The organism is Harryflintia acetispora, assembly GCA_004340125.1.
Classification (GTDB): Bacteria; Bacillota; Clostridia; order Oscillospirales; family Ruminococcaceae; genus Harryflintia; species Harryflintia acetispora.
Map to the genome: position 1 here is coordinate 1 of SLUK01000010.1, position 17,101 is coordinate 17,101.

A 17,101-nucleotide genomic window follows, 5' to 3' on the forward strand; every position below is an offset into this window, starting at 1 on the left:
TCTTTGGTGTCGGGCCGCGCCCGACGCGTTTCCCGGGCTTTTTAACAAACCCCGCCTCCCGAGGGAGGTAAGTTTTATTATATCACCCCGCTGCCTTTCTTGTCAACCCTTTCCTTTCACCCTTTCGGGCTCAAGATCACGGCCTCCCGCCGGACAGCTTATTTATATTAGCATAGGGTTGTCCGGTTTGTCAAGTATATTTTCCCTTGTTTTTCAAGAAAATTTTACTTTAATTTACGCCGGAAACACATTACCTGCTTCCCGGCGTAAATCAAAGCTATTCCTGTCGCAATCAGTCGGCGTGCGACGTATCCTTAAAGAGCAGGGAGATCACCCAGATTCCCGCCAGCGCCACCAGGGTATAGATGATCCGGCTGAGAACCGCCGCCTGTCCGCCGAACATCCAGGCGACCAGGTCGAACTGGAAGATCCCGATGGCGCCCCAGTTGAGCGCTCCGATGATGACCAGAATCAATGCAATTTTATCAAGCATACTGTAAAACTTCCTTTCCCAATTGCTTTTCGCTAGTAGTATGGTCCAGTTGTTTCCATTTATTCAGACGTGCTGCTGCGCGGGAGAATAGATTTCCTGAATCTGCCCGAGCGCGGTTTTGGACAGCGAAAAAATTTCAAACTGCTCGTTCGAGTTCCCGGTGATGGGGATCGAGATGGCCGCCTCCCCCCGCAGCTGTGCCAGAAAGCGGGCGGCGGGCTTTATACGGGTGTAATCCATCGCGGAAAAGTCGGTCTGGACCATATTGACGATCCGCTCAAAGAGCGCGTCGCTTTCCTCGGTCAGGATCAGCTCCCCATGCTGGTTGATCAACGAGCATGCGAGCTCCCCCATCACCCGGGCGCGCCCGAGCTCCCCATCGGGATAGCCGCCATAGGTCATTACCTCATAGAAGAGGCTGCCCGAAAGCTGCTGGTTTCCCGCCTCCAGGGTGGTGCCCACGTTCCCGCCGCTGAGCGTCAGGGGGGCATTCAGCCGGTAGCGCACCCCGCCGAGCAGGTCGATAAGGTCGATGACGTTCTGCTTATTCATCTTAATATACCGGTCGATCTGTACCCCAAGGTCGTCCGCCAGCTCGCCCGATACCCGCTTGACCCCGGCATATTCATAGAGGTTGTCGATTGATAGGGTGTTGTTATTGATTTCCAGCAGCGTCCGCCCGGGCAGGGCGAGCACTGGAATCTGCCCGCGCACCGGATCAAAACGGATCAGCAGGAAGCTGTCCTCCTCTTCGGGGGAGGCGCGCTCGATCACGACCAGGAGGTTGAGCGCATCCTCGTTCGAGGGCAGATAGGCGCCCTGATACTCATTCGTGTCCAAATCCCGGTGCATCTGAGGCGGCACGAAGAGGACGACCAGCATGGCCGCCACCGCCAGCACCAGAAAGCCGGCCGCGAAGGACAGCAGGAAGTAACGCACCGTCAATCTTTTTTGATTCATCCGCCCCGCTCCTTTTGATCCGAATAAGAATAGCATGGTCCGCCCAAAACGAAAAAATACAGCTTTTTGCCTTTGGCGCTCAGACAAATCCTGTTAAAACCTTGCGCGGCGGCGGTATTCTATGCTAAACTTGTGTTTGTTCGACGATTCATATGTTTAAGGAGGGAGTTCCTTTATGATACAACTCAAAGAAGGCGGCGCCTTCATCAAAAACGGCGCCGAAATCCTGGATGATGGCCAGTGCGCGGGGCTGGACAGCCGGCAGCTGCGGCAGAATACCATCGCCTATTCGATTTTAAAAAGCCACAACACCGCAGAGGACATGCAGAACCTGAAGCTCAAGTTTGACGCGATGGCCTCCCACGACATCACCTATGTCGGGATCATCCAGACCGCCCGGGCCAGCGGGCTGCGCGAGTTCCCGCTGGAGTACGTGCTGACCAACTGCCACAACAGCCTGTGCGCGGTGGGCGGCACCATCAACGAGGACGACCACCTCTTCGGCCTTAGTGCCGCGCGCAAATACGGCGGAATTTATGTCCCGGCCCATCAGGCGGTCATCCACCAGTACATGCGGGAGATGGAGGCCGGCTGCGGGCGGATGATTTTGGGTTCGGACAGCCACACCCGCTACGGGGCGCTGGGCACCATGGCCATCGGCGAGGGCGGGCCGGAGCTGGTCAAGCAGCTGCTCGGGCGCACCTACGACATCGCCCTGCCGCAGGTGGTGGCAGTTTACCTCACAGGGGCCCCCCGGCCGGGGGTCGGGCCGCAGGACGTGGCGCTGGCCATCATCGGAGCGGTCTTCAAAAACGGTTATGTCAAAAACAAGGTCATGGAGTTCATCGGGGACGGGATCCAGAACCTCGGGATGGAATACCGCAACGGGATCGACGTGATGACCACCGAGACCACCTGCCTCTCCTCGGTCTGGATGACCGACGAAAGGACGCGCGAATATTTAAAGGAACACGGGCGCGAAGAAATGTACCGTCCCCTCTCTCCAAACGGGACCGCCTACTATGACGGGCTGGTGACGGTGGACCTCTCGAAGGTCAAGCCAATGATCGCCCTGCCCTTCCACCCCTCGAACACCTATACTATTGAGGAGCTTTGCGCCAACCTCTCGGACATCCTCCACGAGGTCGAGCTCACCGCCAAGCGGCAGCTCGGGAACCCGGACCTCCGGTTTTCGCTGCAGGACAAGATCCGCGGCGGGCGGCTGGTGGTGGACCAGGGTGTCATCGCCGGATGCGCGGGCGGAACCTTCGACAACATCTGCTGCGCGCGGGACATCCTGCGCGGACATTCGATCGGCAGCGGGGAGTTTTCGCTGAGCGTCTACCCCTCCAGCCAGCCGACCTTCCTCTCGCTGGTGGAAAACGGCGCGATCGCCGATTTGATGACCAGCGGCGCGACGGTGCGCAGCGCCTTCTGCGGGCCCTGCTTCGGCGCCGGGGACGTGCCCGCCAACGGCGCGCTGAGCGTGCGCCATTCGACGCGCAACTTCCCCAACCGCGAGGGCTCCAAGCCGGGAGAGGGACAGATTTCCTCGGTCGCGCTGATGGACGCGCGCTCGATCGCGGCCACCGCCATGAATGGCGGCGTGCTCACCGCGGCCGATACGCTGGACATTGATTATCAAAGTCCCGCATACAAGTTTAACGGCGAGGTTTACAAAAACCGCTGCTACTACGGCTTCGGCAAGGCGCGCCCCGAAGAGGAGCTGCGCTTTGGGCCGAACATCACCGACTGGCCCCACATGCCCGCCCTGACCGAGCATCTGCTGCTGAAGGTCGCCTCCTTCATCACCGACCCGGTCACCACCACCGACGAGCTGATCCCCTCGGGCGAAACCTCGTCCTACCGCTCGAACCCCGAGCGTCTGAGCGAATTCGCCCTCTCGCGCAAGGACCCCGCCTATGTGGGCGAGGCCAAGGAGGTGCGCGCTTTCGAGCGGCTGCGCGAGGAGGGGCAGGACCCCTTTGGCGGCGGGCTGCAGGGACTGCTCGAAGAGATCAAAAAGCTCGACAGTGGAGTGGACAGCAAGGAAATCGGGATCGGTTCGCTGGTCTACGCCGTCAAACCGGGCGACGGCTCGGCGCGCGAGCAGGCGGCTTCCTGCCAGAAGGTGCTCGGCGGCTGGGCGAACATCGCGCAGGAATATGCCACCAAGCGCTACCGCTCCAACCTGATCAACTGGGGCATGCTTCCCCTGCTGCTCGAGGGCGAGCCGAAGTTCGGGCGCTGCGACTGGATTTATATCCCCAATGTGCGCACGGCGGTGGAAAAGCGCCTGGAAACCATCGAGGGCTACGTCTTGGCGGACGGAGATGCGGTTCCTCTCAAGCTGTCTCTGGGCAGCCTGACCGACGACGAACGCCAGATCATCCTGGACGGATGCCTGATCAATTATTATAAGAACCACTGACCCGGCGGTGGGAGCGCCGCCTGAAACCATATGCCGGCCTCCACGCCGGCGTACCAAGTATCTTTCGGTCTAAAGTTGCGCCAGCAACTTAGATGCCGACGTTTACGCCGGCGTAGAACAGTCTTTCGGTCTAAAATAATTGCGTCAGCAATTATTTAGATGCCGGTGGGTAACCACCGGCGTAGGCAGAGTAGGCAGCCAAGCGTAAAGTGTCCCGCGGACGGGGAGTTGCCGCGGGAACGAAAAGCGAATAGCTTGCGGTTTGGCTGCCGCATCCCGCTGTTAGTGAAAGGTGTTAGAACGGGACGCGGCGCGTCCTCGACGATGCCTCAATCTAAATACGGGAACGGCCTGCCTTTTACCAGCGTAAAGGCAGGCTTTTCATTTTTGAAGGAGGTATCGTCACCATGCTGGAATCCATCCGACTCTCGTACCGTTCCCTGCGCGAGGCGCGCACCCTGACCACCATGTCCATCCTGATCGCCCTCGGGCTGCTGCTCGGGCTCGTCACCCTGGTGCCCAACGAATTCCTCAAAATCGGCCTGGGCTTCACCGTCACCTCGGCGATGGGCTTCCTCTTCGGGCCAGTGCCCGCCTGCCTGGGGGCCGGGGCGATCGATGTGCTGCGCTTTTTCCTGCGCCCCACCGGCCCCTATTTCTTCGGCTTCACCTTCAACGCCCTGCTCACCGGCACCATCTACGGGCTGCTGCTCTACCATAGACGCCCCACCTTCTGGCGCTGTCTGCTGACCAAGGGGGTGGTCTCGCTGACGGTCAACGTCATCCTCTCCACACTCTGGCTGGCGGTGCTTTACGGACAGGCAATCAACGTGCTGCTGCCGGTGCGGCTCATAAAAAACGCCGTCGCCCTGCCGGTGGAGGCGGCAATCATGTTCTTCATCTTAAAGACCATGGAGCGGGTGCGGCAGGTGCAGCGAAAATAACCGGTCTATAAAAAGTGCCCCGGGTCAACGACCCGGGGCACTTTTTCTGCTTTCACCGCTTTTGCCGTGGTTATGCCTGCTTCCACCGGCAAAGCCTCTGCGCTAGCAGGTCCACGCCGAGGAAGAGCAGCGCGCCGACCAAAGAGATCAGCACGATCCCGCCGTACATCCCGAGATAATCAATCCGCGACCAGCAGTCCAGGATGTAGTAGCCGATCCCCCGGTCGGTCCCGTAGCCTTCGACCAGGAAGAGCAGTGCCAGCGCGGTGCCCACCCCCAGGCGCAGGCTGGTCAGCAGCGCCGGGAGCAGCGCGGGCAGGGTGATCTGCCAGAAGCTCTGCCACCGGCTCGCCCCGGCGCTGCGCGCCAGGGCGTAGAGGGCGGGGTCGGTCTCCTTTGCGGCATCCCGGGCCGCCACCGTCACCGGGAAAACCACGCTGAGAAAGATGATCATCACCTTCGAGCCGTCCCCAAGCCCCAGCAGCAGCATGGCCACCGGCAGCAGCGCGCTCTTGGGCACCGGATAGGCAAAATAGAGGACCGGATCGAGCGCGCGCCCGAGCGCTGGCAGGCGGGCCATCGCGATCCCCGTCAGCCCGCCTGCCAGCAGCGCCAGCGAAACGCCCATCCCCACCCTCCAGAGGCTGAAGAGGATATGCCCGCCGGCGCCGCAAAGCGTCTGCGGCAGGGCGCGGTAGACCGCGATGGGCCCGGGCAGCGCGCGGGTGCGGAGTGCCGCCGCCAGCAGCAGCCAGAGCAGGTTGCAGCAGAGAAACCCCAAAAGGAATTGCCGCGTCTTTTTCATCCCGCCGCCTCCCCCGCGCGGGCGGCGCGCAGCTCCTCCCCGAGCTTCGCCGCCAGCACCCGGCGGCGAAGGTCATCCGCCCCCGCCTCCGGGTTTTCGTGCAGGGCCAGAAAACGTCCGCCCGGGCCCATTACGGCGATCCGGCGCGCGAAGCAGAGCGCCTCTTCGATCTGGTGGGTGGCGAGGACCAGGGTGGCGCCGCTCTCCTGCCAAAGGCTGTGGCAGAGTGTGCGGGCCTCTGCCGCTGTACCGATGTCCAGGGCCGAAAAGGGCTCGTCGAGCAGCAGCAGCCTCGGCCGCATCAGCAGCGCGCGCGCCAGGGCCACCCGCTGCGCCTGTCCTCCGCTGAGCTCGGGCGGATACCGCCTGAGCAGCGCCGTAAGTCCCAGCCGCGCTGCCAGGGAATCCAGGGCCGCAGCGTCTTCGCCTCCCCGCAGCCGCGCCGCGAAGAGGCAGTTTTCCCGCACCGTTTTCCAGGGCAGCAGCCCGTACCCCTGCGGCACCAGTCCGATCGGGACCTTCTTCGGGGTCAGCGGCTCCCCGTCAAAACGCAGCTCCCCGCGCTCGGGGGTGAGCACCCCGCACAGGAGATGGAGCAGGGTGGTCTTCCCGCAGCCCGAGGGGCCCAGCAGCGCCAGCGACCCGCCGTCCGGCAGGGTAAACGAGAGGTCCTCGATCACCGGCGGGTCGCTGGGGCGGTAGCGGGCTTTCAGCGCCCGTACGCTGAGCATCAGCGCGGGGAGCCCAGCAGCGCGTCCGGGCTGAGGTCCCCGCTGCATAGGCCCCGCTCCGCCGCCCAGCCGATGGCGCGCTGCAAATCCTCCCGGGACGGCAGCGCGCTCGGGCGGTAGTGCGGCAGCGTGGCGGGGACACCGGCCTCCTTCGGAAAACCAGCCGCCTCGAGCAGCGCCGGGTCGATTTCCCCGGCGGGCAGGGCATTGAGCTGCCCCGCCGCCTCGTCATACGCCTCGTAAAACCGGGTAATTTCCCCGCCCTTCTTTTCGAGCGCCGTCCCGGTGAAGGCCGAAACCGCCGGATAGAGGTGGGAGGTGTTGGCGCTGCCCAAAGCGGTTGCCCCCTCCTGCAAGGCCAAGGTGCTGAACGGCTCGGGCAGCAAGACGAGCTCCACCTTGTTTTCCCGCAGCATCTGCAGCCGGTCGGGGATGCGCGGCACCAGCTCCTTTTTGAGATAGTCCGGCGGGTAGCCCTCCTCCCCGAGGATATATTCCAAAGCGTACTCGATCAGGGTGTTCTGCGAGATGGCCACCCTCTGCCCGGCCGCCCCGGCGAGGGAGCCGATCCCGCTGCCGGGGGCGGCCAGGAGCAGATAGTCCCCATCGGTCACGCCGGTAATGCGCACGTCCAGCCCGGCGTTTTGGTAAATGCAGACCCCGATGTAATCGGTGAACACCCCGTCGAGCTCCCCGGCCTGCAGCGCCGCGTCCCGGTCCTTGGCCGAGGAAAAGACCTGCATGTCCAGGGTGAAACCATGCGCCTGGTCCATCCCCTGCTCCTTCATCAGCGCCAGCGGCAGGATGTCCGCCGAGTACATCACCCCCAGGCGCAGGGCTTCCGCCTCCCTGCCGCCGCAGCCGCAAAGCAGCAGGAGCACCGACAGGAATAATAAAAAAATCCGTTTCATTCGCGTACTCCCTTCCAGTGTGGATAACATTCGTTCTTCAGCCCCAGGCAGTCGAGCACCTTCCCCGCCATGAAGCCGGTCAGCTCCCCGACCGTCTGCGGCCGGTGGTAAAAGCCGGGGCAGGCGGGCAGGATCACCGCCCCGGCCCGGCAGAGGGTCAACATATTTTGCAGGTGGACGGCGCTCAGCGGCGTTTCGCGGATCATCAGCACCAGCGGGCGGCGCTGCGCGAGGGAAACGTCCGCCGCCCGCGCGAGCAGGTCGTCCGCTACCCCCGCTGCGATCCGGCCGAGGGTGGAAACCGAGCAGGGCGCCACCGCCATGCCCGACACCGGGAAGGAGCCGCTGGCGATGGGCGAAAAGAGGTCCCGGTCATCCTCGGTTTGCAGGTTTTCCCGCCCGCGGGCCCATTCGTCGAAGCCGAGGCCGCACTCGTAGCGCAGCACCTGCTCCCCCATCCCGGTGAGTACGGCATGCACCCGCGCGCCGCGCGCAAGCAGCGCATCGATGAGCGCGAGCGCGTAGGCACTCCCGCTCGCCCCGGTGATCCCGACAATATAACGTTCCATCGTCTCCTCCTTATAAATAGACGTCCAGCACCCCGCAAAAAAGCAGCAGCAGACTGGTCAGCTGGCTGACATTATAGGAAGCGAGCTGCGCCTTGTCCCGCCGGTTGGGGGTGACCATCCGGTGCTGGAGCGCCATCAGTGCGGCGATCCCCGCAAACCCCATCCAGAAGAGAGGGCCCATGCGCGCCTCCAGCAGCCCGAACGCCAGAAGCGCCAGAAGCGCCAGAAGATGAAAGGCGGCGCTGATCTGCAAAGCGCGGCGCAGCCCGAAGCGCACCGGAATGGAATAAAGCCCGTGCGCAAGGTCGAACTCATAATCCTGGGTGCCATAAAGGATGTCGAACCCGGCGGTCCACAGGCAGTTGGCCGCGCCCAGCAGCAAGGGGCGCAGCGCGAAGCGTCCGGTCACCGCCAGCCACGCCCCCACCGGCGCGCAGGCGCAGGTGACCCCCAGCACGAGATGGCACAGCCAGGTGAAACGCTTGGTGTAGGAGTAGCCGCTCATCAGCAGCAGCGCCAGCGGCGAGAGCAGCAGGCAGACGGGATTCAGCATCCCGGCACTGAAAATCAACAGCAAAAAGCAGACCGCGCTCAGCGCCAGCGTCTCGCCGGATGTGACCTCCCCGCGGGGGATCTGGCGGCCCGCGGTGCGGGGGTTGCGCCCGTCGATTTGCGCGTCCACCGCCCGGTTGAGGGCGTTGGCCCCGGTGCGCGCCGACAAAAAGGCGAGCCCCGCCCAAAAGAGGGTGGCAAAGCGGGGCCGCCCGCCGCTCGCGCAGAGCAGCGAGAGCGCGGCGAAGGAGAGGGAAAAGACCGTGTGGCCGAACATGACGAGCGTGCCGTACCGCCGCGCCCGCCCAAGGCAGCTGCGCAGCCCGGACAACGCAAAGCCCATTCTTTTATAAGCCATATTCCTTCCACCGGCGGGTAATCCGCCGGCGCACCTCCCCGTCCATTTCAATGTCCGCGGGCCAGGGATGGTGGAGCCCTTCGTCCTCCCGTTTTCGGGTGGCGTCGAGCGCCGCGCCGCCGGCGTGCACGGCCAGGTCCCGCCCGGCGTCGATGTTGTTATAGATCCTCCAGAGCACCTCGCCGAGGTCCCGCACGTCCACGTCCCGGTCCACCGCGACGGCGAGCTTGACCTTCCTATCGTCCAGCAGCCGCAGCGCAGCGCGCAGGCCCTGCCCGGCCTCCCGCTTATCCACCGCTGTGACCTCCATGCGCCCAAGGCGGGCGGGGCGCTCTGGCTTTGCCGTCGCGTCCACCCCCAGGCGGGTGCCGAAGAGCGCGGTGGGCGAGGAGTGGTCCAGCGCATCGAGCGTCCCCTTCGAGAAGGTAAGGTCCCGCCCCGGCTCGACATTTTGCAGGACGGCCTTCAGTACCGCCTGCCGGTCCGAGGGGTCGGTCCCTTCATCCACCGCGATCAGCAGCTTGGTGTAGCGCAGCTGCCCCATCCCCCAGACGGCGTTCATCACCGTCTGCGCCGCGCCGGGAAAGTCGTTTTTTACGCTGAGCACGGCGCAGCCGTGGAACACCCCCTCGAGCGGGAGGCAGAGGTCATGTAGCTGCGGGATGGCCTTGCGCAGGATGGGCAGGAAGAGACGCTCGGTCGCCTTGGCCAGGTAGCAGTCCTCCATCGGCGGGCGGCCCACCACCGTGGCCGGGTAGACGGGGGTTTTCCTGCGGGTCAGGCAGGTCAGATGAAAGCGGGGGTAGAGCCCCTCCAGGGAATAGTAGCCGGTGTGGTCCCCGAAGGGGCCCTCCCGGCAGAGGGGCTCGAGCGGGTCCACATACCCCTCCAGCACAAACTGTGCGTCGCGCGGCACCCAAAGATCGCAGCTGCGGCAGCGGACAAGGGATACCGGGCGCCGGCGCAGAAATCCGGCGAGCAGCATTTCATCCACCCCCGGGGGCAGCGGCGCGGTGCAGGAATAGGTGATCGCCGGGTCGCACCCCAGCGCCACCGCCACCGGCATGCGCTTGCCCGCCTTCCGGTAGCTTTCAAAAATCTGCGAGCCGTCCTTGTGCTTGTGCCAGTGCATGGCGGTGGTGGCCCTGTCCAGTACCTGCATGCGGTACATCCCGGCGTTCTGCGTCCTGGCGCCCAGCTCCTTGGTGAAGACGACGGGCAGGGTCAAGAACTTCCCGCCGTCGAGCGGCCAGCACTTTAAGATGGGGAGCTCCCCAAGGTTTGGACTGTGCTCGATTACCTCCTGGCAGGGCGGGCGGCCGAGGGGGACGCGAACCGGCAGGCTGCGAAACATCCGCCAAAAGAATGGGATGCTCGAAAGGAGCCCCCGCAGCGTCGTGTAGCGCGACAGGTCGAGATACCCTTCCAGCTGCCGCTCGAGCGCGCCGAAGTCCTCCACCCCCAGGGCGAGGCTCATGCGCCCTTCGCTGCCCAGAGCGCCGATCAGCACCGGGAAGTCCGAGCCCTCGACGCGCTCGAAGAGCAGGGCCGGTCCGCCCTGCTTGCCGACCCGGTCGGCGATCTCGGTGATCTCCAGGACGGGCGAGACCAAGGTCTTTACCCGCCGCAGCTCCCCTCGCGCCTCGAGCGCTTTTATGAAAGAATTCAGGTTCCGCTTCGGCACGGCGCTCCCCCGTTTCAAACGTAATTTTGCGTGGACAACGTTCACGAGCATTAATTTTGGCGCAAACGGGGAAGACTATTCCATATATATCGCCGCGCGCAAAACTCTATGCCAGCGCGCGGCGTCTGCCGAGATAGGAGACTGAACGCATGAAACATGTGCTTATCCTGGGCGCCGGCTATGCCGGCGTTCTGACCGCCAAAAAACTTTGCCGCAAGCTGCGCGGGCGCGGGGACATCGAGATCACACTCATCGACCGCAACCCCTACCACACCATGCTCACCGAGCTGCACGAGGTCGCCGCCCACCGGGTGGAGGAGGACAGCATTCGCATGGACCTCTCCCGCATCTTCACGGGCAGGCCGGTGCGCGTCGTGCTCGACGAGATCGCTGGGATCGACTTTGAACAAAAAATCGCCGCCGGCTCCAAGGGGGAATACCCCTACGACTACCTGGTGCTCGCCAGCGGCTCGCAGCCGACCTTTTTCGGGGTGCAGGGGGCAGAGAGCCACGCCTATACCCTCTGGTCCTACGACGACGCGGTTACCCTGCGCGAGCGGCTCGAGGACAGCTTTCGCCGCGCGGCGCGCGAGCGCGACCCCGCCGAACGCCGCCGGATCTTGACCTTCTATGTGGTCGGGGCGGGCTTCACCGGGGTGGAGATGGCGGGCGAGCTCGCAGAGGATGTCCCCTTCCTCTGTGAGCGCTACGGGCTCGAGCGCTCCCTCGTCTCGCTCTATGATGTGGATATCCTCGAGCGCACCGTGCCCATCCTGCCCGAGCGCCTTTCGGGGAAGGTGGAGCGCCGGCTGCGCAGGATGGGGGTCGAGGTGCTGCTCGGCACCGGGGTCCGGGAGATCGGCGAAGACTACATCGTCCTCGAGCGGGACGGTGAGCAGGAGCGCCGCGAAGCGGGCACGGTGATCTGGACGGCGGGGATCGAGAGCTCCTCCCTCGCGCACCAGGCGGGCGAAACCCTCAAAAACGCCCGGCGGGGCCGGATCGAAACGGACGCCTACCTGCGCGCGCCCGGGCATGAGGAGGTCTACATCGCCGGGGACAACATCCTGTACACCCCGCGCGGGTCGCAGGAGCCGGTGCCCCAGATGGTGGAAAACTGCGAGCAGAGCGCCGACACCATCGCCCACAACCTCGCTTGCGCGATCACCGGTAGCGGGGAGCCGGAGGAATACCGTCCGAAGTTCCATGGCGTGATGGTCAGCGTGGGCGGACGGTACGGGGTGGCCCACGTCGGGCTGCCGGGGCACCTGTTCGCCCTGCCCTCCTTTTTGGCGATGTTCGTCAAGCATTTCATCAACCTCGTCTACTTCGTGCAGGTGATGGGCTACAACAAGGTGGTGAGCTACCTGCGGCACGAGTTTTTCACCATCCGCCGCTGCCGCAGCTTCCTGGGCGGGCATTTTTCCAACCGCACCCCCAGCTTCCTGCTCGTGCCCCTGCGTGTCTGGCTCGGGCTCTGCTGGCTCTATGAGGGGGTGATGAAGATCGTCGAGGGGTGGCTAAACTCCCCCAAGCTCACCGGCTTCTTCGGCGGGGCCAACGCCTTCTTTCAGGAAATCCTCTCCTCTGCCGGCGCGCGGAACGTCACCGCCGCGGTGGATGCGGTGGCCAGCGCCACCTCCTCCGCCGAGGAGACGCTTTCGAGCGGGGTGGCGCTCTTCAGCTACCGGATCCTCGGCTACTTCGACCTGACCCTGGTCAGCGGGAGCGAGGTGGCAAGCTCCACCCTGGCGGACTACGCCCTGAAATTCGACTTCCCGCTCATTAACTGGTTTGTGAGCACCCTCATCCTCCCCTACGACGGGGTACAGCTCTTCATGCAGATTTTCATCGTGGTGGCGGAAATCCTCATCGGCCTCCTGCTCGTCTTTGGGCTGCTGACCTTCCCCGCCTCGGGGCTCTCGCTGGTGCTGCAGTTCATGTTCGTCTGCACCACCGGGCTGTATCTGAGCACCTTCTGGATGATCTTCGCCGCAATTGCCGTCCTGATCGGCGGCGGGCGCACGCTGGGGCTCGACTACTACGCCATGCCCTGGCTCAAGGAGCGCTGGCAGCGGGTAAACTTCGTGAGAAAGTGGTATCTCTATCATGACTGAGCAAGCCTTCCCGGATTTTGAGCACGCCCTCGCCGGAGCCCAAAAGCGTCTAAATGACGCGCTGCTGGGCTCCCCCTCCCTGGTGCGGGAATACACCGCCCATCTGGCAATGTCCCCGGGCAAGCAGCTGCGCGCGCGCTGCCTGCTCGCCTGCGCGCAGCAGGAGGACGGGCGGGTGCCCGCCGACGCCGCGCCCCTGGCGGCAGGGGTCGAGCTGCTGCACCTGGCCACCCTGGTGCACGACGACGTGATGGACGACGCCGGCCTGCGCCGGGGCGCCCCCACCCTGCAGGCGCGGTACGGCAAGCGGGTGGCGGTCATCTGCGGGGACTGGCTGCTGGCGGCAGCGCTGCGCACCGCCGCCGCACTGAACGACCGGGAGCGCTTTCTCTCGCTGCGCCTGCCCGGGTACATCGGGCGCGTCTGCCTCGGGGAGCTGCGGCAGACCGCTGAAAACGGGAACCTCGGGCTCACGGCCCCGCAGTACCTGCGGATCATCGGCGGCAAGACGGCCGCCCTCTTCGCGGGCAGCTTCTACGCCGGGGCGCTGCTCTTTACCGACGAGCACGAGCTGCGGCAGCGCTACGCGCGGTTCGGCCGGTACCTGGGGCTGCTCTTCCAGCTGGCCGACGATCTGGGGGACTTCACCCTCGATCAGGACCTTGCCAGGAAGCCGGTGCGCTCGGACTATGAGCAGGGGGTGATCACCCTGCCGCTGATCCACGCGCTGGCGAAGGACCCCGAGCTTTCGGCCCGCGCGCGGGAGGGGCGTATCCCCATGGACGAGCTGGCGGAACGGGTGCGCGCCGGGGGCGGGCTGGATTTTACCCGCGCGCTCTGCCGGCGGTATCACGACCGGGCGCTGCGCCTGCTCCCCGCCCTCCACGCGCCGAAGGAAAAAGAAGCGCGGCTATTGTCCCTGCTCGAGCGGGCGGGGCGGGCCGCACAGCCGTTTTAGGAAAAAGGAGACCGGTAAAAATGAAGCAAACCATCATACGAACACTGGGAATGTCCCTGGCGCTCTGCCTGCTTTTCGGCTGCACCTCCAACCTGCCCAAAGGGCATTCGCCGCTGAGCAGCAGCTCGCAAGGGAGCGCCCCGCAGGACGGCGCCACTGCGGCAGAGGGCGGGCTGCTGATCGGGATGGCCATCCAAAACTCCGTCGCCGGCTCGGCCCCCGCCGAAGGCGGAGAACCCGGCTTGGCGCAGGCCGACTCGAACGTTGTCGCCGTGCTGGTGGACGGCGAAGGCCGGATCGTGGACTGCAAAATCGACGCGGTGCAGAGCAAGATCGAATTCTCCGCGCAGGGCACGCTGCTCACCGACACGGCCGCCCAAATCGAGACCAAGACCGAGCTCGGGGAGCGCTACGGGATGAAAAAGGCCTCGGGGATCGGCAAGGAGTGGAGCGAGCAGGCCCAAGCACTCGCAGATTACGTGATCGGCAAGACGGCGGATGAAGTGAAGGGGATCGCCCTCACCGAGGAGGGCAGGCCCGCCGACGCCGAGCTCGCCGCCTCGGTCACCATCTCGGTCGGGGGCTGGCTGGATGCGGTGACCGAGGCCGTGGGGAACTCGAAACCCCTCGGCGCCAAGGCCGGGGACAAGCTGGGGCTCGGGATCGTCACCGGGATCGCCAAATCCACCCCGGCCGGGGAGGAGGACGGCCTCGCGCAGGCCGACTCGACCTACGCCGCCGCCTCGTTCGACGCCGAGGGCCGGATTACCAGCTGCCTCATCGACGGCTCGCAGAGCGCCGTGCGCTTTGATAAGGGCGGACAGATCCTCTCGGACCTTAACGCTCCGATTCCCACCAAGGACGAGCTGGGCGAGGAATACGGGATGAAAAAGGCCTCCGGGATCGGCAGGGAATGGAACGAGCAGGCGGCGGCCTTTGCCGCCTACGCCGCCGGGAAGAGCGCGGATGAGCTGAGCGGCATCGCCCTCACCGAGGAGGGCAGGCCCGCCGACGCCGAGCTCGCCGCCTCGGTCACCATCTCGGTCGGGGACTTTAACGTCTGTCTGCAAAAGGCATGGAAGCGCGCGCAGTAAAACAGGGGGGCCGGCTGGCCCCCCGTCTCTTTTCCTGCTGCCTTGCGCTTTCCCTCGCACTCGGCGGCTGCGGGGCGCGGGAGCAGCGCTTCCAGGCGCAGTTCCTCGGCCCCTTCGACACGGTGACCACCGTCGTGGGCTACACCAAGCAAAAGGAACGCTTCCAGGAGCAGGTGCAATTTCTCCACGACGAGCTGGAACAATACCACCGGCTCTACGACATCTACCACGACTATGAAGGGGTGGTAAACCTCAAAACCCTCAACGACCACGCCGGGCAGGGGCCGCTTTCGGTGGACCGGCGGATCATCGGCCTGCTGCGCTGCGCGAAAGAGATGGAGGCGCTCACCAGCGGCAAGGTCAACGTGGCGCTGGGGAGCGTGCTCTCCCTCTGGCACGGCTGCCGCGAGCAGGCGCTCTCCGATCCGCTTTCCGCCCGCCTGCCGGACGACAGGGCGCTGCGGGGGGCGGCGGGGCACTGCGACCTCTCGAAGGTAATGATCGACGAGGCGGCGGGGACGGTCGCAATCCTCGATCCCGGGCTGCGCCTGGACGTCGGCGCCATCGCCAAGGGCTACGCGCTCCGGGAGGTCTGCGCGCAGCTGGAAGAGCAGGGGGCGGATCAGCTGCTGATAAGCCTTGGCGGCAACGTCTGCGCCATCGGCGGGATGGACCGCGCCCGGACGCCGTTTTCGGTCGGGCTGCTCGACCCGCAAAGCGGGGACGAGCAGCGCTATCTGCTCACCCTGGGGCTGCAAGATTGCACGGTCGCCACCAGCGGGGACTACCAGCGCTACTTCACGCTCGACGGGGTGCGCTATTGCCACATCATCGACCCGCAGACGCTCTATCCCGCACGCCACTGCCAATCGGTCAGCGTGCTGGCCAGGGACCCCGCGCTTTGCGACGCGCTCTCCACCGCCCTGTTCTGTCTTTCACCCGAAGAGGGCCTCGCCCTGATCGAATCCCTCCCCGGCGTTGAGGCGTTCTGGCTCCTGCCCGGCGGCGGCCGGCGGCAGAGCAGCGGCTTTTCGGCGGCAGTGCTGGAGGGGGAAAGCCTCCTGCCTTGACGCGCCGCCTCGATCCTGCCCAAAGAATCCGCTGTATTCTTATTGAAAACGCCGATTGTATACAATCCTCCCCGCCCGTTATAATGAAGACAGCAAGCAATGCCGATAGAGTGAAAGGTGTGACAGAATATGACGCTACGCGAGGATGCAAACCGGATCGTTTCCGATGCGATCACGGCCGCCCTGCCCGACACGGCGGTGAAGAAGGCGCTGGAGGGCCGCTCCTTCGGCCCGGGCCGGCTGGTGCTGGTGGCCCTGGGCAAGGCCGGCTGGCAGATGGCCAGGAGCGCTTACGACCTGCTGGGCGAGCGAATCGAGGCGGGCGTGGTGGTCACCAAGTACCAGCACGCGAAAGGCCCGATCGGGAATTTCAAGATCGTCGAAGCCGGGCACCCGGTGCCGGACGAGAACTCCTTCTCGGGGACCCGGGCGGCCATCGACCTGGTGCGCGACCTCGGGGAGGACGACACGGTGCTCTTCCTGGTTTCGGGCGGCGGGTCCGCCCTGTTCGAGCAGCCGCTGATCTCCCCCGAGGAGCTGCAAGGCCTGACCGGCCAGCTGCTGGCCTGCGGGGCGGACATCGTCGAGATGAACACCATCCGCAAGCGTTTCTCGGCCGTCAAGGGCGGGCGCTTTGCACAGATCTGCGCCCCGGCGAAGGTCTTCTCGATCGTGCTCTCGGATATCATCGGCGACCCGCTGGACATGATCGCCTCCGGTCCGGCCTATCCCGACAGCTCGACGAGTGATCAGGCCCGGGAGATCGCCCGCAAATATAACCTCACCCTCACCCCCAAGATGGAGGAGCTGCTGCTCCAGGAGACCCCCAAGGAGCTGCACAACGTCGAGACGCACATCACCGGCAGCGTGCGCCAGCTCTGCCGCGCGGCCGCAAAGTGCTGCGAGGAGCTGGGGTATGAACCGCACATCCTCACCGCCAGCCTCTGCTGCGAGGCGAGGGAGGCGGGCAGCTTCCTCTCGTCCATCGCGCAGTACCACCAGGACTGCGACCACTCGCTGGCCTTCATCGCCGGCGGCGAGACGGTGGTCCACCTGACCGGCAAGGGCCTGGGCGGGCGCAACCAGGAGCTGGCCCTCGCGGGCGCCGCCGGGATTGCCGGCCTGCCCGCCACCGCGCTCTTCTCGGTCGGCTCGGATGGGACCGACGGCCCCACCGATGCGGCGGGCGGCTATGTGGACAACACCACCTTTGAAACACTGAAAGAGGCCGGGACCGACGTCTTCGAGGTGCTGCGCCAAAACGATTCCTACCACGCGCTCGAGCGCTGCGGCGGCCTGATCAGGACCGGCGCCACCGGCACCAATGTCAACGACGTGGCGGTGCTGCTGCTGCGCCGCTGAGTGGAAAAATCCGTGCTTTGAAACAGAAAAAATCCTCCCGCTGCGGCGGGGGGATTTTTTTG

General features: G+C 65.0%; 15 protein-coding genes and 1 riboswitch. Of the genes, 7 read left to right on the plus strand and 8 right to left on the minus strand.

Annotated features, from left to right (window positions below):
* Positions 1-292: 292 nt before the first annotated feature.
* Both EDD78_RS10770 and EDD78_RS10775 read right to left on the minus strand, forming a co-directional pair.
* A complete protein-coding gene (locus tag EDD78_RS10770; RefSeq protein ID WP_079699877.1) occupies positions 293-493 on the minus strand; it encodes a DUF378 domain-containing protein in 201 nt (66 codons plus the stop codon).
* Positions 494-556: 63 nt separating this feature from the next.
* Positions 557-1,453: an LCP family protein gene (locus tag EDD78_RS10775; protein ID WP_159449029.1), complete on the minus strand. Its 897-nt coding sequence runs from the start codon at positions 1,451-1,453 to the stop codon at positions 557-559.
* A 175-nt stretch (positions 1,454-1,628) separates the two neighbouring features.
* On the opposite strand from EDD78_RS10775, the gene EDD78_RS10780 reads away from it, so the two are divergent.
* Both EDD78_RS10780 and EDD78_RS10785 read left to right on the plus strand, forming a co-directional pair.
* On the plus strand, positions 1,629-3,884 hold the full coding sequence (locus EDD78_RS10780) for a hydratase (RefSeq protein WP_132084937.1): 2,256 nt from the start codon (positions 1,629-1,631) through the stop codon (positions 3,882-3,884).
* Between the two features lie 184 nt (positions 3,885-4,068).
* Positions 4,069-4,168: riboswitch (THF riboswitch) on the plus strand.
* A 123-nt stretch (positions 4,169-4,291) separates the two neighbouring features.
* Complete coding sequence (locus EDD78_RS10785; RefSeq protein WP_079699880.1) at positions 4,292-4,828, plus strand: folate family ECF transporter S component; 537 nt, start codon at positions 4,292-4,294, stop codon at positions 4,826-4,828.
* Between the two features lie 70 nt (positions 4,829-4,898).
* Here the strand turns inward: EDD78_RS10785 and EDD78_RS10790 are convergent, their stop codons facing one another.
* The 6 genes from EDD78_RS10790 to EDD78_RS10815 are packed head-to-tail and all read right to left on the minus strand — an operon-like array spanning position 4,899 to position 10,438.
* Positions 4,899-5,633, minus strand: a complete 735-nt coding sequence (locus tag EDD78_RS10790; RefSeq protein ID WP_132084938.1) for an ABC transporter permease — start codon at positions 5,631-5,633, stop codon at positions 4,899-4,901.
* Positions 5,630-6,412, minus strand: coding sequence for an ATP-binding cassette domain-containing protein (locus EDD78_RS10795; protein ID WP_207668675.1), 783 nt, complete (start codon positions 6,410-6,412; stop codon positions 5,630-5,632). The genes EDD78_RS10790 and EDD78_RS10795 overlap by 4 nt, the downstream gene beginning before the upstream one ends.
* A complete protein-coding gene (locus tag EDD78_RS10800; protein ID WP_159449030.1) occupies positions 6,364-7,275 on the minus strand; it encodes an ABC transporter substrate-binding protein in 912 nt (303 codons plus the stop codon). The genes EDD78_RS10795 and EDD78_RS10800 overlap by 49 nt, the downstream gene beginning before the upstream one ends.
* Positions 7,272-7,844: a UbiX family flavin prenyltransferase gene (locus EDD78_RS10805; RefSeq protein ID WP_079699884.1), complete on the minus strand. Its 573-nt coding sequence runs from the start codon at positions 7,842-7,844 to the stop codon at positions 7,272-7,274. The genes EDD78_RS10800 and EDD78_RS10805 overlap by 4 nt, the downstream gene beginning before the upstream one ends.
* Before the next feature lie 10 nt (positions 7,845-7,854).
* Positions 7,855-8,754, minus strand: a complete 900-nt coding sequence (locus EDD78_RS10810; RefSeq protein WP_286170856.1) for a 4-hydroxybenzoate octaprenyltransferase — start codon at positions 8,752-8,754, stop codon at positions 7,855-7,857.
* The gene (locus tag EDD78_RS10815; protein ID WP_132084939.1) at positions 8,744-10,438 is read right to left on the minus strand and encodes a menaquinone biosynthesis decarboxylase; all 1,695 of its coding nucleotides are present in this window, start codon (positions 10,436-10,438) and stop codon (positions 8,744-8,746) included. Before EDD78_RS10815 ends, EDD78_RS10810 begins: the two co-directional genes overlap by 11 nt.
* A 149-nt stretch (positions 10,439-10,587) precedes the next feature.
* Between EDD78_RS10815 and EDD78_RS10820 the strand changes: the two genes are divergently transcribed.
* The 5 genes from EDD78_RS10820 to EDD78_RS10840 all read left to right on the plus strand — a co-directional run bounded on the left by EDD78_RS10820 (position 10,588) and on the right by EDD78_RS10840 (position 17,039).
* A complete protein-coding gene (locus EDD78_RS10820; RefSeq protein WP_132084940.1) occupies positions 10,588-12,555 on the plus strand; it encodes an NAD(P)/FAD-dependent oxidoreductase in 1,968 nt (655 codons plus the stop codon).
* Complete coding sequence (locus EDD78_RS10825; RefSeq protein WP_132084941.1) at positions 12,548-13,513, plus strand: polyprenyl synthetase family protein; 966 nt, start codon at positions 12,548-12,550, stop codon at positions 13,511-13,513. The genes EDD78_RS10820 and EDD78_RS10825 overlap by 8 nt, the downstream gene beginning before the upstream one ends.
* Positions 13,514-13,533: 20 nt before the next feature.
* Positions 13,534-14,607, plus strand: a complete 1,074-nt coding sequence (locus tag EDD78_RS10830; RefSeq protein WP_132084942.1) for a hypothetical protein — start codon at positions 13,534-13,536, stop codon at positions 14,605-14,607.
* Positions 14,589-15,677: an FAD:protein FMN transferase gene (locus EDD78_RS10835; RefSeq protein ID WP_132084943.1), complete on the plus strand. Its 1,089-nt coding sequence runs from the start codon at positions 14,589-14,591 to the stop codon at positions 15,675-15,677. The genes EDD78_RS10830 and EDD78_RS10835 overlap by 19 nt, the downstream gene beginning before the upstream one ends.
* Positions 15,678-15,806: 129 nt before the next feature.
* Positions 15,807-17,039 carry a glycerate kinase type-2 family protein gene (locus EDD78_RS10840; RefSeq protein ID WP_132084944.1) on the plus strand — a complete coding sequence of 411 codons (1,233 nt, stop codon included), beginning with the start codon at positions 15,807-15,809 and terminating at the stop codon, positions 17,037-17,039.
* Positions 17,040-17,101: the final 62 nt, after the last annotated feature.